Annotated in this window: 15 protein-coding genes and 1 tRNA gene; 13 read left to right on the top strand and 3 right to left on the bottom strand. The window is 60.6% G+C overall.

All coding sequences use genetic code 11. The annotated features are described in order from the left end of the window. Nucleotides 1–5: 5 nt before the first annotated feature. From ACFWW2_RS05150 to ACFWW2_RS05180, 7 genes are read left to right on the top strand one after another with little or no spacing between them, the layout of a single operon-like run. Nucleotides 6–2,087, top strand: a complete 2,082-nt coding sequence (locus ACFWW2_RS05150; protein WP_393926671.1) for an alpha-galactosidase — start codon at nucleotides 6–8, stop codon at nucleotides 2,085–2,087. Further along, complete coding sequence (locus ACFWW2_RS05155; protein ID WP_393926672.1) at nucleotides 2,084–2,842, top strand: SDR family NAD(P)-dependent oxidoreductase; 759 nt, start codon at nucleotides 2,084–2,086, stop codon at nucleotides 2,840–2,842. Before ACFWW2_RS05150 ends, ACFWW2_RS05155 begins: the two co-directional genes overlap by 4 nt. Beyond that, nucleotides 2,839–3,738, top strand: a complete 900-nt coding sequence (locus ACFWW2_RS05160; protein ID WP_393926673.1) for a 2-dehydro-3-deoxygalactonokinase — start codon at nucleotides 2,839–2,841, stop codon at nucleotides 3,736–3,738. The genes ACFWW2_RS05155 and ACFWW2_RS05160 overlap by 4 nt, the downstream gene beginning before the upstream one ends. Before the next feature lie 3 nt (nucleotides 3,739–3,741). Then, nucleotides 3,742–4,347 (top strand): 2-dehydro-3-deoxy-6-phosphogalactonate aldolase, encoded by a 606-nt coding sequence (locus tag ACFWW2_RS05165; RefSeq protein WP_393926674.1) that lies wholly within the window; start codon nucleotides 3,742–3,744, stop codon nucleotides 4,345–4,347. After that, entirely contained in the window at nucleotides 4,344–5,165 is an 822-nt protein-coding gene (locus tag ACFWW2_RS05170; RefSeq protein WP_393926675.1) for an SMP-30/gluconolactonase/LRE family protein, read from the top strand. Before ACFWW2_RS05165 ends, ACFWW2_RS05170 begins: the two co-directional genes overlap by 4 nt. A 24-nt stretch (nucleotides 5,166–5,189) precedes the next feature. Beyond that, nucleotides 5,190–7,091, top strand: coding sequence for a beta-galactosidase (locus tag ACFWW2_RS05175; protein ID WP_393926676.1), 1,902 nt, complete (start codon nucleotides 5,190–5,192; stop codon nucleotides 7,089–7,091). After that, nucleotides 7,076–8,053, top strand: coding sequence for an aldose epimerase family protein (locus tag ACFWW2_RS05180; RefSeq protein WP_393926677.1), 978 nt, complete (start codon nucleotides 7,076–7,078; stop codon nucleotides 8,051–8,053). Before ACFWW2_RS05175 ends, ACFWW2_RS05180 begins: the two co-directional genes overlap by 16 nt. Before the next feature lie 15 nt (nucleotides 8,054–8,068). Here ACFWW2_RS05180 and uraH read toward each other — a convergent pair whose 3' ends face one another. Continuing rightward, nucleotides 8,069–8,413, bottom strand: a complete 345-nt coding sequence (uraH, locus tag ACFWW2_RS05185; RefSeq protein WP_393926678.1) for a hydroxyisourate hydrolase — start codon at nucleotides 8,411–8,413, stop codon at nucleotides 8,069–8,071. A 191-nt stretch (nucleotides 8,414–8,604) separates the two neighbouring features. Here uraH and ACFWW2_RS05190 point away from each other — a divergent pair, with 191 nt between their 5' ends. The 4 genes from ACFWW2_RS05190 (at nucleotide 8,605) to ACFWW2_RS05205 (ending at nucleotide 12,820) form a co-directional block, all read left to right on the top strand. Further along, nucleotides 8,605–9,993 (top strand): cytochrome ubiquinol oxidase subunit I, encoded by a 1,389-nt coding sequence (locus ACFWW2_RS05190; RefSeq protein ID WP_393926679.1) that lies wholly within the window; start codon nucleotides 8,605–8,607, stop codon nucleotides 9,991–9,993. Between the two features lie 5 nt (nucleotides 9,994–9,998). Further along, nucleotides 9,999–11,009: a cytochrome d ubiquinol oxidase subunit II gene (locus tag ACFWW2_RS05195; RefSeq protein ID WP_393926680.1), complete on the top strand. Its 1,011-nt coding sequence runs from the start codon at nucleotides 9,999–10,001 to the stop codon at nucleotides 11,007–11,009. A 115-nt stretch (nucleotides 11,010–11,124) separates the two neighbouring features. Beyond that, a tRNA-Met gene (locus ACFWW2_RS05200) sits at nucleotides 11,125–11,201 on the top strand. Between the two features lie 206 nt (nucleotides 11,202–11,407). Continuing rightward, nucleotides 11,408–12,820 (top strand): FAD-binding oxidoreductase, encoded by a 1,413-nt coding sequence (locus tag ACFWW2_RS05205; RefSeq protein WP_393926681.1) that lies wholly within the window; start codon nucleotides 11,408–11,410, stop codon nucleotides 12,818–12,820. Between the two features lie 73 nt (nucleotides 12,821–12,893). On the opposite strand, the gene hemC is transcribed toward ACFWW2_RS05205, so the two are convergent. Further along, nucleotides 12,894–13,829, bottom strand: a complete 936-nt coding sequence (gene hemC / locus ACFWW2_RS05210) for a hydroxymethylbilane synthase (protein ID WP_393926682.1) — start codon at nucleotides 13,827–13,829, stop codon at nucleotides 12,894–12,896. An 81-nt stretch (nucleotides 13,830–13,910) separates the two neighbouring features. Here hemC and hemE point away from each other — a divergent pair, with 81 nt between their 5' ends. Both hemE and ACFWW2_RS05220 read left to right on the top strand, forming a co-directional pair. Continuing rightward, the gene (hemE, locus tag ACFWW2_RS05215; RefSeq protein ID WP_393926683.1) at nucleotides 13,911–14,945 is read left to right on the top strand and encodes a uroporphyrinogen decarboxylase; all 1,035 of its coding nucleotides are present in this window, start codon (nucleotides 13,911–13,913) and stop codon (nucleotides 14,943–14,945) included. 49 nt (nucleotides 14,946–14,994) lie between these two features. After that, entirely contained in the window at nucleotides 14,995–15,384 is a 390-nt protein-coding gene (locus ACFWW2_RS05220; protein WP_393926684.1) for a hypothetical protein, read from the top strand. Nucleotides 15,385–15,396: 12 nt separating this feature from the next. Here the strand turns inward: ACFWW2_RS05220 and hemF are convergent, their stop codons facing one another. Next, nucleotides 15,397–16,275, bottom strand: a complete 879-nt coding sequence (gene hemF, locus ACFWW2_RS05225; protein ID WP_393926705.1) for an oxygen-dependent coproporphyrinogen oxidase — start codon at nucleotides 16,273–16,275, stop codon at nucleotides 15,397–15,399. Nucleotides 16,276–16,288 lie beyond the last annotated feature (13 nt).

Below are 16,288 nucleotides of genomic sequence, written 5' to 3' on the forward strand. Positions count from 1 at the left end.
TCACCATGAACCGGACCTATCGTATTGACGATGGCCGCCAGACGCTTGTCTTGGCGGCCACCAACGACCGCCTGCCCGAGGTGGTATATTGGGGCGCTGTCCTGCCGGATGGCGAGAACCTGAACACGCTGCATGCCGCGCACGCGATTGACGTCACCGGCGGGATGTTGGACGAAAACCCGGATCTGTCGATCTGTCCCGAGGCGACGCGCAGTTTCCCCGGCCAGCCGGGGCTAATCGTGCGCGATACGGACGGCACGCCGCTCCTGCCCAAGTTCTGTTTCGAAAGTGTCGAACAGAATGGCACGCTGGAGCTGACCTATGCCGATAAGGCCAATGGTCTGACCCTGACCGTCAGTTTCGCGTCCGACCCCGAGACCCATATCATCACCTGCCAGACCACGCTGGACGCGACCCGGCCCGTGCATCTGCATTGGCTGGCCGCGCCCGTCCTGCCCGGCCCGCAGCAATCGGACGAGATGATTGATGTGTCGGGGCGCTGGTGTGGTGAGTTTCAACTGTCCCGCACCGCCTGGTCGCCCGGCATGCGCTATCGCGAGAACCGCACGGGGCGCACCGGACATGAACATTTCCCCGGTCTGATTGTGCCATGCCGTGGGGCCACCAACACCGAAGGCGAGGCTTATGCCTTTCATTATGGTTGGTCCGGCGGGCACAAGATGATCGCCGAGGAATTGCAGGATGGCCGCCGCCAGATCCAATGGGGCCATGCCGCAAGGATGGAGACGGAACCGGCAACGCAATTCAAAACCGCGCCCCTTTATATCGCCTATTCCGATCGGGGGCTGAATGGCTGCGCCGTTGCGTTCCAGCGTCACCTGCGCGACCGGATCGTGACATGGCCGAAGCCCAGCGCGCCGCGCCCGGTGCATTATAACTGTTGGGAGGCCGTCTATTTCGACCACAAGCTGCCGGTGCTGCAGGACATCGCGGATCGGGCGGCGGAATTGGGGGCGGAACGGTTCGTGCTCGATGACGGCTGGTTCGGGAATCGCGATGACGACACGCGCAGCCTGTCGGACTGGACGGTGGACCCGCGTAAATACCCTGACGGGCTGCACCCGCTGATCGACCATGTGCATTCGCTTGGCATGACGTTCGGCCTGTGGTTCGAACCAGAGATGATCAACGAAGACAGCGACATTCACCGCGCCAACCCCCATTGGGTGTTCGGCGCAGAGGATCAGACCCTTGGCCGCCAGCAAAAGGCGTTGAACATGGCGCTGCCAGAGGTGCGCGATTTTCTTTATGATCGCATGTCCGCGATCCTGCGCGATCATCATATCGATTACATCAAGTGGGATCATAACCGGGTGCTGCCGATGCCGGATGCGGCGCAGACGCGCGGATCATACGCCCTGATCGACCGGCTCCGCGCCGATTTCCCGGATGTGGAGATCGAAAGCTGTGCCTCTGGCGGGGGCCGGATCGATTTTGGGATCATGCAGCGCACGCAGCGGGTCTGGCTGTCAGACAGCAATGACGCGCTGGAACGGTTGCGGATTCAGCATGATGCGGCGCTGTTCCTGCCACTGGCGGTCACCGGCTCCCATGTCGGGCCGCGTGTGTGCCATACATCTGGCCGCACGCTCGATATCTCTTTCCGCGCCTGGGTCGCCGCCCAGCGCCATATGGGGTTCGAGATGGATCCGCGCGAGCTGGACGCACGCGAAACCGCCGTGTTGAAAGAGGTCACAAGCTGGTGGAAACATCACCGCCACTGGATGCAGACCGCCGATATTCTGCGGCTGGACAGTGCCGATACCGCCGTGATGGCTGAACAGCAACTGGCCCGCGACAAGGACAGGTTTGTCGTGTTTGCGGGTAAGGCCGCGACCAGCGCACAGATCGCGCCTCGCCCCTTGCGCCTGACCGCGCTGGAGCCTGACGCCACCTACCGCGTCCGTCTGATCAACCGTGAAAGCGCCCCGCGTCTGTCGCGCGGCAACCCGATCCTGAAATCCGGCGCGATCGAGGTCACGGGCACCTATCTGATGCGCCACGGCGTGACCTTGCCGTGGTCGTTTCCGGAACGCATGTGGGTGTTGGAGGGGGAGCGGCTATGAGCGCGACGTTTCATGATCTGAAAGATGCGTCTGTTTTCATCACCGGCGGCGGGAATGGCATTGGGGCGGCCCTGACCGAAGGGTTTCTGGCGCAGGGCGCCAAGGTCGCCTTTGTCGGACGGTCCGATGCCAGCGCATTTGTGGCGGCGATGGACAAGGCCTATGGCAGCCGCCCTCTATTCATCCAGTGCGACATCACGGATACCGCCGCCTTGCAGGCGGCGATGGAACAGGCGGTGGGGGCGCACGGCCCCTTCGCGGCGCTCGTCAACAACGCCGCCAACGACATGCGTTACGACGCGATGGAGATCACGCCGGAGGTTTGGGACGACAGTCAGGCGGTGAACTTCAAGGCCTATTTCTTTGCCTGCCAGAAAGCGGCGGAATTGATGGCCGATAAAGGATCGATCATCAATTTCTCCTCCATCACTTACATGATGGGGGCTGCCGGCATGGTCCCTTATGTCAGCGCGAATGCAGGCATCACCGGCATGACCCGCGCCCTGGCCCGTGAGTGGGGGCCGAAGGGGATCCGGGTCAATGCCATCGCGCCCGGCTGGGTGTTTACCGAGAAACAGGAAACGATGTGGGCCACGCCAGAGGCGAAAGCGGCGTTTCTTGAAAAACAATGTCTCAAGGAATTCATCCAGCCCGAGGATATGGTTGGCGGAACCCTCTTTCTTGCCTCCGACGCATCGGCCATGATGACGGGGCAGGTCATGGTGATTGACGCAGGGGTGGTGCACGCAGGATGAGCGATATCAAGCCAGACTGGATCGCGGTGGATTGGGGCACGTCGAATATGCGGGCCTGGGCGATGTCCGCCTCGGGCACCGTGCTGGCGGAGGCCCGGTCTGACAAAGGCATGGGCGAGTTGGCGCGCGATGGGTTTGAACCGGAACTGCTGCGTACCGTGGGCGACTGGATCAACGGCCCAGTGACTGTGATTGCCTGTGGCATGGTCGGATCGCGCCAAGGCTGGGTCGAGGCGCCTTACAGCGCGGTTCCCTGCCCTGCCTTGCCCGAAGGGTTCGCCCGCGCCCCGGCGCAGCATCCTGATCTGCAGGTCTATGTCATTCCCGGGGTCAAGCAAGCCAGCCCGGCGGATGTGATGCGGGGCGAGGAGACCCAGATCGCGGGGTTTCTGGCCCGCAACAAGAACTGGGACGGGGTGATCTGCCTGCCCGGCACCCATACGAAATGGGTGCATGTCAGTGCCGATGAGGTCGTGAGTTTCCAGACCTTCATGACAGGGGAATTGTTTGCGACGATCAGCGAGCACACTGTGCTGCGCCATTCCATCGCGGCCGAAGGCTGGGATGATGACGCATTCGCCACCGCCGTGACCGATGCGATGGCCCGGCCCGAACGGCTGGCTGCGCGTCTGTTCTCGCTCCGGGCCGAGGGGCTGTTGAATGACCTGTCCGGTGCTGCCGCCCGCGCCCGCCTTTCGGGACTGTTGATCGGGGCGGAACTCGCCGCTGCGAAACCCTATTGGCTGGGTCAACAGATCGCCGTGATCGGGGCTGGGGACCTGTCGAAACTCTATGTCGATGCCCTTGCCGCGCAACATGCCCCGGCCACGCAGGTGCAGGGCGACGCCATCACCATTGCGGGTCTTACCGCCGCTTACCGCCGTCTGAAAGGATAGCCCATGTCACGCCCATTGATCGCCATCCTGCGTGGTATTACTCCGCCTGAGGCGGCACCCATGGCTGCCGCCCTGATCGACGCCGGGATCACCAAGATCGAAGTCCCGCTGAATTCGCCGGACCCGTTCGACAGCATTAAGGCGATGGTCGATGCCCATGGGAATGACGCCCTGATCGGGGCGGGTACGGTTCTGTCCACAGATGATGTTGGCCGCGTCGCGCAGGTGGGTGGCAAGCTGATCGTGTCGCCCAATTGCGACCAGCGGGTGATTGTGGCGACCAAGAATGCGGGCATGCAAAGCTGGCCGGGGGTGATGACCCCGACCGAGTGTTTTGAGGCGCTGAAATGGGGCGCGGACGGGCTGAAGATTTTTCCGGCGAGCCTGCTTGGCCCCGACGGGATCAAGGCGATCCGTACGGTCCTGCCGCCGGGTACGCAGGTTTATGCGGTGGGCGGTGCTGGCGCGGAAAACTTCGCGGAGTGGATGGCGGCGAGCGCGGATGGGTTTGGCATCGGCTCCGCCCTTTACAAACCTGGGCTTTCGGTGGCCGAGGTCACCGCCCGAGCGAAAGACATGGTGGCCGCCTATGATGAGGCTGCCGGATGATCTTTGACGATACCCAATGCCAGCTGGGCGAAGGCCCGCTTTGGCATCCGGAACGTGAACAGCTGTTCTGGTTCGATATCCTCGGTCAGCGCCTGCACACCAAGGGCACGCACTGGCAGTTCGACACCTATGTCAGCGCAGCGGGCTGGGTTGACCGTGATACGCTGCTGGTCGCGTCGGCCCGCGCGCTGCATCGGTTCGACATTCCGTCTGGCGATCACGAAGAAATCTGCCCACTTGAAGCCGACAATCCTGTCACACGCTCTAACGATGGCCGCGCAGACCCGCAGGGCGGGTTCTGGATCGGGACAATGGGGATCGATGCGGAAAAGGGTGCAGGCGCGATCTATCGCTATTACAAGGGCGAGCTGCGTCAGCTTTTCGCGCCGATTACGATCAGCAACGCAATCTGCTTCGCCTCGGATGGCAAGACCGCCTATTTCACAGATACGCCGACGCAGAAGATTTTGCGCGTGGCGCTGGATGCCGATGGTTGGCCTGATGGCGACCCTATATTGCATATCGATCTAACCGGCACCGACTTCCGGCCTGATGGTGCGGTCGTCGATGTGGCTGGCAACCTGTGGAACGCGCAATGGGGCACGGCGCGGGTGGCCGGATACAAGCCTGATGGAAAATTTATCACTGCGCATGCGTTCCCTGCGCGCCAAACGTCTTGCCCTGCATTTGGAGGACCGGATCTGCAGACACTCTATTGCACCTCTGCCGCTGTCGGTCTTAGTGGGGCCGACGAAGGCAAGACATTTGCCATCCCGACCGATATCACAGGCCAGCGCGAACATCAGGTCATCCTGTAAGCGCCCGTATCTATAGGCTCCGACATGAAACGCACGCTTGGCGTCTGTTATTACCCCGAACACTGGCCCGAGGATCAATGGGCCGAGGATGCCGCACGCATGGTCGACACCGGCCTGTCATGGGTGCGGATCGGCGAATTCGCGTGGAGCCGGATGGAGCCGACCCCCGGCACGTTCACGTGGGACTGGCTCGACCGCGCGATTGATGTGCTGGGGTCTGCTGGTCTGAAGATCATCCTTGGCACGCCGACAGCGACCCCGCCGCGCTGGATGGTGGATAAACATCCCAACATGCTCGCCGTTGATGCGGAAGGACGGCCGCGCAAATTCGGCTCGCGCCGCCACTATGATTTCAGCCATTTGGGTTATCGCGATGAATGCCGCCGGATTGCGCGGTTGATGGGCGAACGCTATGGCAAGAACTCCCATATTGCGGCCTGGCAGATCGACAATGAATATGATTGCCACGACACGACGCTGAGTTATTCCGATGCGGCCCGGCGGGGGTTTCAGGATTGGCTGGCGCAGAAATACCAGTCCACCGATGCGCTGAACCGGGCCTGGGGCAATGTGTTCTGGTCGATGGAATACGACCATTTCGACCAGATCGACCTGCCCAACCTGACGGTGACCGAACCCAACCATCCACATCAGCTGGCCTTTCGCCGCTACAGTTCCGATCAGGTGGTGGCTTTCAACAAGGTGCAGGCGGATGAGTTGCGCCGTCATACCGATGCGCCGCTGATCCACAACTACATGGGCCGGATCACGACGTTCGATCATTGGAAGGTTGGTGCGGATCTGGATGTCGCGTCGTGGGATAGTTACCCGATTGGCTTTCTTTCAGATCGGCTCGAAGGTACTTCAAAAGAAAAGAAAAAATTCCTGCGGCAGGGCCACCCGGACTTTCAGGCGTTTCATCATGACCTCTACCGGGCGGTGGGCAAGGGTCGCCTTTGGGTCATGGAACAGCAGCCCGGCCCAGTGAACTGGGCGCCCTACAATCCGGCCCCACTGCCCGGCATGGCCCGGCTTTGGGCGTGGGAGGCATTTGCCCATGGGGCCGAAACGGTGTGCTATTTCCGCTGGCGGCAGGCGCCGTTCGCGCAGGAGCAGATGCATGCGGGACTGTTGCGCCCTGATAGCGAAGCAGCCCCGGCACTGGCCGAGGCGCGACAGGTGGCAGACGAAATCGCGGATATGCCCGAGGTCGGCGCAGCGCAGGCGCAAGCCGCACTGATCTTTGATTACGAAAGCGCCTGGGCCTGGGATGCCCAGCCACAAGGTGCGGATTTCGACATGTTCCGGCTGGCCTTCTATGCCTATCGCGCGCTGCGCCGGGCGGGTTTGAACATTGATATCCTGCCGCCGGATACCAACGACCTTTCGGCTTACAGGCTGGTACTCGCCCCCGGTATCATGACATTGTCCGACCCGCTTCGCGCGGAGCTGGCACGCTTCGACGGTATTGCCCTCGTCGGGCCGCGCACCGATACCAAGACCGATGAGCTGAGCATCCCGACGCCTCTTGGCCCCGATTTGCCCGACACCGATATCGCCGTGACGCTGACCGAAAGCATGCCCCCCGATGCGATGGTCAAACTAAAAGGTGGCGGGCGGTTCTGGCATTGGTTCGAACATCTGGAAGGATCCGCGCCGGTGCATCTGAGAACCAAGGCGGGCCAGCCGGCCATCATGGGCGGCGACCATATCCGCTATCTGGCCGGCTGGCCGGATGACGCGACCTTTGACACGATCATCCGCGATTTGTGCGATGCGCAGGACCTGCCACGCCACTCGTTGCCGCAGGGGCTGCGCATTCGTGAAACGGACACGCATCGATTTGTTTTCAATTATGCGCCCAAAGCCCAGCAATGGAACAATGTGAGCATCCCACCCGCCGGTGTGCATTGGGAACCGCTGTGATCCTTTTTGGAACGACTGCGGATGGCCGGGATATCCATAAGATCACGCTGTCCGCTGGCGATCTGACCGTCAGCCTGCTGACATGGGGTGCGGTCCTACAGGACGTGCGGCTGGCGGGCGTTGACCGGTCGCTGACACTCGGCTCGGACAGCCTGTCCGACTATGAAGGCGACATGCGCTATCACGGCAGCCTGATCGGCCCGGTGGTCAATCGGATCAGTACCGCGCGCGTGCGGCTGGAGGGGATGGTGTATGAACTGGAAAGGAACGAGAAGGGCTACATCCATCTGCATTCGGGGGCGCAAGGCACGCATCTGCAAGTCTGGGATATTGTTGAGGTAACCGAAAACAGCGCAACACTGTCGATTACCCTGCCCGATGGCCTGTGCGGGTTGCCCGGACATCGGCAGGTGACAGTGACATTCGCAGTGACAGCCCCCGCAAACCTGACCATGCGTGTTACCGGTCAGACAGATACCAAAACGCTGATGAATTTCGCCAATCACAGCTATTGGAACCTTGATGGAACCGACACATGGGCGGGTCATCAGCTTTGCATCGCCGCCGAGCGCTATCTGCCCGGCACCGATGATGCATACCCCACCGGCGAGATTGCAGATGTCAGCGGAACAGAGATGGATTTCCGTACGGCCCGCAAGATCGCACCGGGCAAACCGCCGCTAGACAACAATTTCTGCCTGTCTGACGCGCGCACAGGTTTACGCGATGTGCTCTGGCTGACCGGTCAGTCAGGTGTGCAAATGACCATGGCCACCACAGAAACCGGTATCCAGATCTATGACGGGCGGCAGGCACAACGACCAGGGCGCGGCACTTACGAAGGGCTGGCGATCGAGGCGCAAAGCTGGCCCGACGCGCCGAACCACCGCGGCTTTCCGTCAATCATGCTGACACCTGATGCACTTTATCAGCAGATCACGCGCTGGCGGTTTGGCAAGTGAACCGTGTCGATGCTATCAGCTTCCCCGATATGTCGAAAAGCTGAAGGGCGAAACCAAGAGCGGGACGTGATAATGCGATGTCGGGTCGTTGATGCCGAACCGGATCGGGATGTCGTCAAGAAAGGCGGGGTCTTCATCTCGCCCGAAATAGGCGCCCGCCTGAAACACCAGTTCATAGCGTCCCACAGCAAAATCAGCGGCGGGCAGGATCGGGCTGTCGGTGCGCCCGTCATCATTGGTGACCATCGTGACGATATGTGCACGGCTGTCACCTTCCAGCCGATAGAGGTCGACCTTCATGCCCTTTGCAGGCAGACCTCTGGCCGTATCCAGCACATGTGTCGTCAAAAATCCGGTCATCCTGTCCTCCTATCTTGCCGTCCTGACCCTTTCGGAAGTTGCGTGATAAGTCACGCAAAAATCACAAAATTTCGCCCACCTTTAGAACAATTCTAACGATGCGCGCCCTGCTGTCGCACCCCCGTGAACTATTCCGAAACCGGGCTATATGTCGGACAAGCGGATCAGACCGTAAGTAACACGAGGGCCAAATGGAAACGCTCCTTCTTTCCCGCATCCAGTTTGCGGCAAACATTTCGTTCCACATCCTGTTCCCGACGATCACCATTGCGTTGGGTTGGGTGCTGCTGTTTTTTAAACTGCGCTACAATAGCACCGGTCAGGAACGCTGGATGGAGGCCTATCGCTTCTGGGTGAAAATCTTCGCCCTGTCATTTGCGCTGGGTGTCGTATCTGGCATCACCATGTCCTTCCAGTTCGGAACGAACTGGCCCGGTTTCATGGAAAAAGTCGGCAATATCGCGGGGCCATTGCTGGCATACGAGATTATGACAGCCTTCTTTTTGGAGGCTGTATTCCTCGGCATCATGCTATTCGGTTTTTCCCGCGTGCCCAACTGGTTGCACACACTGGCCACCTTCCTTGTCGCCTTCGGGACCATGATGTCGGCCTTCTGGATCATCGTGCTGAACTCGTGGATGCACACGCCGCAAGGCTTTGAAATGATTGATGGTGTGGCACATGCGACCGATTGGTCCGCCATCATCTTTAATCCATCGATGCCGTATCGGTTTGCCCATATGGTGCTGGCCAGCTTCCTGACCGTCAGCTTCCTGATCGCTGGTGTCAGCGCCTTCCGCTGGCTGATCGGCGGGCGGACCGCAGGTGTGCGGGTGGCGCTGAAAACGGCTGTCTATGCTGCTGCACTGCTAATCCCGCTGCAAATCCTGCTGGGTGACCTGCACGGCCTGAACACCAAAGAGTATCAGCCTGCCAAAGTGGCCGCGATGGAGGGGAACTGGGAAACCGATACCGGCGTGCCCCTGATCCTGTTTGCCCTGCCGGATGAAGAGGCCCGCGAGAACCGGTTTGAAATTGGCATTCCCAACCTCGCCTCTTTCATCCTGACACATGATTGGAACGGTGAAGTGCAGGGTTTGAATGACTTTGTCACCGCCGATGGTGAGGTGCAGCACCCGCCGGTCAATCCGGTCTTCTGGTCATTCCGCGTGATGGTTGGAACGGGTCTGCTGATGCTGCTGATCAGCTGGACGGCTTCTGTCATGATGATACGCAAGCGGCGCGGGATCGAGGGGCTGCCGAAGCCAATGCTCTATGCCCTGGTCGGTATGAGTTTCAGCGGCTGGGTGGCGACCCTTGCCGGTTGGTACACAACCGAAATCGGGCGGCAGCCTTGGCTGGTGCAGGGCGTGATGACCACCAAGGAAGCGGTCGCTGATGTGCCCGCCCCGATGGTCCTGTCCACGCTGATTGCCTATCTGGTTGTCTATGCCGTGTTGCTTGTCGCCTATATCGCGGTCATCCTCTATCTGGCCCGAAAAATGTCGCGCGGTGAACATATCGACACACGGGTGGCCCCATCACCGGCGGCCCAACCCAAAGCTGTTCCAGCGGAGTAGAGAATATGAATACCTTTGGTGACCCAACCATCTGGCTGCCTTTCGTTTTTGCAGCCCTGATGGGGGTTTCGATCCTGATCTATGTCGTGCTGGATGGGTTCGATCTGGGTGTCGGCGTGTTGTTTCCCTTCGCCGATGATGAGGAAAAGGACCGCATGATCGCATCGATCGGGCCGTTCTGGGACGCCAACGAAACATGGCTTGTACTGGCGGTGGGCCTGTTGCTGGTCGCCTTCCCGGCGGCGCATGGCGATATCCTGACAGCGCTTTATCTGCCTGTTGCGATCATGCTGATCGGGCTGATCCTGCGCGGCGTTGCTTTCGAGTTTCGGGCCAAGGCCCCTGCCCCGCACAAGGATGCTTGGAACAACGCTTTCTTTGCGGGTTCGCTGATGACCTCGCTCAGCCAAGGGTTCATGCTGGGCATGTATATCATGGGTCTGGAATGGAGCTGGATGAACGCGGGCTTTGGCGTATTGACGGCAATCTTTCTGACCGTCGGCTATAGCTTCATCGGGGCCACATGGGTGATCCACAAGACCGATGAACATCTGCAACGCAAGGCGGTGGACTGGGCCAAGGGCGGCATTTGGGGGCTGGTGTTGGGGATCGGCGCAATCTCTCTAGCCACCCCGTTTGTAAGCGAGCGGATTTTTGACAAATGGTTCAGCTGGCCGTCATTCCTTTACCTGTCGCCACTTCCTATCATCTCGGGCCTGTTGGTTGTGTGGCTTTGGTGGATGCTGCGGCGGATGCCGTTTTATCAGGACCGCCGATCATGGCTGCCCTTTGCTGCGGCCACGGCGCTTTGGGTGATGGCGTTTGGCGGAATGGCGTATAGTTTCTACCCTTACGTGGTGCCCGAACAGCTGACAATTTACGAGGCCGCGAGCGCACCGGAAAGCCTGTTCATCATTCTGATCGGGACTTGCATCGTGCTGCCGACGATCTTGGGCTACACCATTCTGGCCTATACAATCTTTCGCGGCAAAGCGACTGAGCTGCGTTATGACTGACAGATGCCGCACCGTAAGATGGGTTTAAACCCATCTTACGTCGTTGGAACGTTGTGATCGTCCAGAATCGGTTTGACAGTGTTGCGCCCTTTGCGTAATCGGGCGCACGTGGTGCGGCGCGGTAGCTCAGCTGGTTAGAGCGCGCGACTCATAATCGCGAGGTCGGGAGTTCAAGTCTCCCCCGCGCCACCATTTGCCTCTCCCAGCTCCCGGTTTCGATTTACCGCCTCACGGATGGCCCGACTTGTGGGCGTTTGCTACGCAAGCCACCCTGAGTCGGGAGTTCAAGTCTCCCCCGCGCCACCATTTGCCTCTCCCTCCTCTCGAGCGCTCAGAGCTTCGGTCTTTCGCCCCTTGTATTTTCGCTTTAGCCTCTGCGCGAGGCGACGGGAGGTATCATGGCTATTCTGGACGATATTGCAGCCGAGATCGGCAAAGATCGCGTACTGACAGGCAAGGATGCCACGCCTTATGTCACCGACTGGACCGGTGCCTATGTGGGCCAGCCGCTTGCGGTTCTGCGTCCCGGCAATACGCGGGAGGTCTCAGCGATCCTCAAGATCGCCAATGACACTGACACACCCGTTGTTCCGGTGTCCGGCCATACTGGGCTGACCGGGGCCACCATGGGGCAGGACGCCCTGATGCTGTCTGTCGACCGGCTGAATACCATCGTCGAAATTGACCCGCGCGGACGCACGGCCACTGTCGGGGCCGGCGTGATCCTGAGCAACCTGCACGCCGCCGCCGACGCCCACAACCTGATCTTTCCGCTGACATTCGGTGCGCGTGGCTCTGCCATGATCGGCGGCGTATTGTCGACAAATGCAGGCGGCTCCAACGTGGTCCGCTACGGCAATACCCGCGAACTCTGTCTGGGGGTCGAGGTCGTGATGGCGGACGGGCGCATCATGAATCTGATGACGGCGCTGCATAAGGATAACTCAGGCCTCAACCTGCGCGAACTGGTGATCGGCGCCGAAGGCACGTTGGGCATCATCACCGCCGCGGTGATGAAGCTGAAACCCAAGCCCCGCGCCTATGCCACGGCCATGGTCGCCGTACCCAACCTTGATGATGCGCTGACCCTCCTGAACACGCTACAGGACGAGACCGGCAGCGCAGTCGAAGCATTCGAATACATGCCGCGCAACTACATTGCACGGCACATCGAACTGATCGACGGCGCACAAGAGCCGTTCGATACCCCCTATGACGTCAACATACTGGTCGAAGTCGGGGCGACCGCCCCCCGCGACGCGACGCCTGGCCCCGACGGGCAAGTGCCAATTGTGAACACGCTTGAAACCATTCTGGGCAGGATGATGGAAGACGGCCGCGTGCTGGATGCCGTCATTGCCCAGAACGAAGCGCAGCGCAGTGCCATGTGGGCGCGCCGGGAAGCGGCGGGCGAAGTCATGGTGCAGGGCGGTATCTTCGTGAATACCGATATCGCCGTGCCGCTCGACAGGGTCGGCGCGTTCGAGGCGCAGATCACCCCCAAGCTCAAGGCGATCGACCCCGATTGCCACGAATGCATCGTCTCGCATCTGGGCGACGGGAATATCCACCACACCACGTTCCTCAAACGCAATGATCCAGATGTCATGGCCGCCATGGTCGAAGCGGTCGAAGATGTAGTGCAGGATCTCGGCGGCACGTTCAGCGCCGAACACGGGATCGGTCTGTCAAAGCTGGAGACGATGCGGCGGCGCAAGGACCCGGTCGCGCTCGATGCGATGCGGGCGATCAAGGCCGCACTTGACCCCAAGAATATTCTCAATCCCGGCAAAGTTATTCCCACGCCATAACAGCGCAGAATTTTCGTGATGAAAATTCTGGATAGCAAAAGGAATTTCGTCACGAAATTCCTTGATCAGCACATCAGAAAAACCCCGGCCCCGCCTGCGCCAGCAGTTTCCCGGCCATAGCATGCCCCATCTCCGCACCATCCTCAATCGGACCGGTCACGTCATCGCTGAACACCGCCGTGCCATCTGTGCGCAAAATCTCACCGCGCAAGCGCAGATTGCCACCATCCAGCTCGGCAAGCCCGCCAATCGGCGTCTCACACGACCCGTCAAGCGCCGCCAGAAATGCCCGTTCTGCCGCCAGCCGCTGGCCGGTCGGCCCGTCATGGATCGCGGCCAGCATCTCTGCCGCACGGGTATCATCACCCCTGCGTTCGATTCCGATCGCCCCTTGCGCAACCGCAGGCAACATATCTTTCGGTTCAATCGCAAACCGCGGCACATCCGCCATCCCCAACCGGTTCAGCCCCGCCATCGCCAGAAACGTGGCCTCTGCCACACCATCACCCAGTTTCTTCAACCGGGTCTGCACATTGCCTCGAAACTCCACCACATTCAGATCCGGACGACGCGCCAGCAATTGCGAGCGGCGGCGCAAGGACGAGGTGCCAACCGTCGCCCCCTCTGCCAGGTCATCCAGCCCTTTGGCGTGTAACGACACGAAGGCATCGCGCACATCCTCGCGCGGCAGATAGGTGTCCAAAACCAGCCCGCCCGGCTGCTCCACCGGCATATCCTTCATTGAATGCACGGCGATATCGATGGAGCCGTCCAGCAATGCCTCTTCAATCTCGCGCGTAAAAAGTCCCTTACCCCCGATCTCTTTCAAAGGGCGATCCTGAACCGCGTCACCCGTTACTTTGATCACGCAAATGGCAAACGCCTCCTGCGGCAAATCAAAGGCCGCCATCAGCCGGTCGCGGGTCTCATGTGCCTGCGCCAGCGCAAGCGGCGAACCACGGGTTCCGATGTTGAACGGGGCGGTGCGGGAAGGCTTTTCAAACGTCATGTTTGGATTGTTAGACCTGTCAACCTAGCTTGACAACACCAAGCGCAATTGGGACCAAGGGAGGGTAGCAAAGGACACCCCATGACGCAGAACAAAACCATCCTTCGGGCCCTCCGGGGCGAGACACTGCCGACCCCCCCGATCTGGATGATGCGCCAGGCGGGCCGCTACCTACCGGAATACAAGGCGACCCGGGCACAGGCCGGTGATTTCCTGTCGCTCTGCTACAATCCCGACCTGGCAGCAGAAGTGACACTGCAACCGATCCGGCGCTATGGCTTTGACGCGGCGATCCTCTTTGCCGATATCCTGCTGGTCCCGCAGGCGCTTGGCGCGGACCTGTGGTTCGTCACCGGCGAAGGGCCGCGCCTGTCGACGATCACCACCGCCGATGATTTCGCCAAGCTCAGGATCGTTGACGATATCCACGAGACGCTGCGCCCCGTCTACGAAACCGTGCAAATCCTGTCCCGCGAATTGCCCGCCGAAACCACCCTGATCGGTTTCGCCGGAGCGCCATGGACCGTAGCCACATATATGATCGCGGGTCAGGGCACGCCTGATCAGGGCCCCGCCCACGCACTCAAGGCCGAAAACCGGCCTGTGTTCGAAGGGATTATTCACCGGCTGACGGAGGCGACGATTGAATACCTGTCAATGCAGATTCAGGCCGGGGCCGAAGTGGTCAAACTCTTCGACAGCTGGGCGGGATCATTGCAGGGCGAGGACTTCACCGAGTTTTCGATCCATCCGATGCAAAAGATCACGCATGCGATCAACGACCGGCACCCGGGCGTGCCAGTCATCGTGTTCCCGCGCGGGGCGGATCACCGCTTTGCAGGCGTTCACAAGGCCACGGGGGCCGATTGTGTGGCGCTTGACGATGGTGTGGATCCGGCATGGGCCGCTGAACATGTCCAGATCGACGGCTGCGTGCAGGGCAACCTTGCCTCGTCTCATATGGTCACGGGGGGTCAAGCCCTGATCGACGAAACACGGGCGATCTGCGATGCGTTCGGCAAGGGGCCACATATCTTCAATCTGGGCCACGGGATCACCCCAGACGCCAACCCCGACAATGTGCAACTGATGATCGACACCGTGCGCGGGTCCTAGTTTTGCCGTATTGATCCGGCAGACAATATGGGCATTTTCGGAGCCTGCGATGCCAGTCACCCTACGCCTGATCTTTCACAGTGTCCGCAGCGCCTGGGTCGCGGCACTCATCGCGCTGACGGCTTGGGTTGGCCTTGCCAGCGCCACACCAGAGGAGCGGTCCGCATTGGGCGCGCAAGTCGGCAGTGAACGGCCCACCGGGCTGGTCCAGATGCGCATTGCCCGTGCGATGGTTCACTTTGCGCCCGACCGTGCCGCGCAGATGCTCAGCGACGCCAGCAAAGGCGAGATTTCACCGGAACTGGCTGGCATGCTGCTGCGCGATATGGCGAAAGGACCGGTGGCAGGACAGGCCGCCTTTGATGAAATGTCGGTGCCGGCCTCGGATGGATCACCGCAGCGGCCGGACGGGGCGAAATTCATCCGCCCGGGAAACTGAAATCAGCGATCATCAGATCCATTTTGCCAATGGCGGCAGGCTCATCAGCACCGCATTGGCGTCATGGCCAGTGGCCAGCCCGAACTTGGTGCCCCTGTCGTAGACAAGGTTGTATTCGGCATAAAGTCCGCGATGGACCAGCTGGGTGTCCTTGTCGGCGTCGGTCCATGGCGTCTCCCGCCGTTTTTCGACCAGCGGCACATAGGCTGGCAAAAAGGCGCGGCCAATATCCTGCGTCAGGGCGAAATCAGCCTCCCAATCGCCGGTGCAGTAATCATCCATGAAGATGCCACCGACACCCCGCGCCCGCTTGCGATGCGGGATATAGAAATACTCATCCGCCCAAGCCTTGAGCTTGGGGTAATGCGCCGCGCCATGCGGGTCCAGATGGGCCTTCTGGACGCTATGAAAATGGGCCGTGTCCTCATCATATTCGATACAAGGGTTCAGGTCGGACCCACCGCCAAACCACCATGCATGAGGTGTCCAGAACATGCGCGTGTTCATATGCACAGCCGGGGCGTGCGGGTTCTGCATGTGCGCGACCAGTGAAATGCCCGACGCCCAGAACCGTGGATCATCCGCCATGCCAGGCACACCGCGGGCGGCCATCGCCTTTTGCGCGGCCTCACCCAGCGCGCCATAAACGGTTGAGACGTTGACGCCCACCTTCTCAAACACCCGACCGCCGCGCATCACCGACATCAGGCCGCCGCCTGCATCCGTTCCGTCGTCAGCATGCCGCTTGGTTTCGGTCACTTCGAACCGACCGGCTGGCCTGTCAGACTTGTCTGTATCCTCAAGCCCTTCGAATGCGGCGACGATATCGTCCCGCAATGTGCGAAACCACGCCGATGCCTTCGCCTTTTCGGCCGCAAACCCCTCTGACATGACTGCCTCTGTC

It is taken from the genome of Yoonia sp. R2-816, from assembly GCF_046762905.1.
Classification (GTDB): domain Bacteria; phylum Pseudomonadota; class Alphaproteobacteria; order Rhodobacterales; family Rhodobacteraceae; genus Yoonia.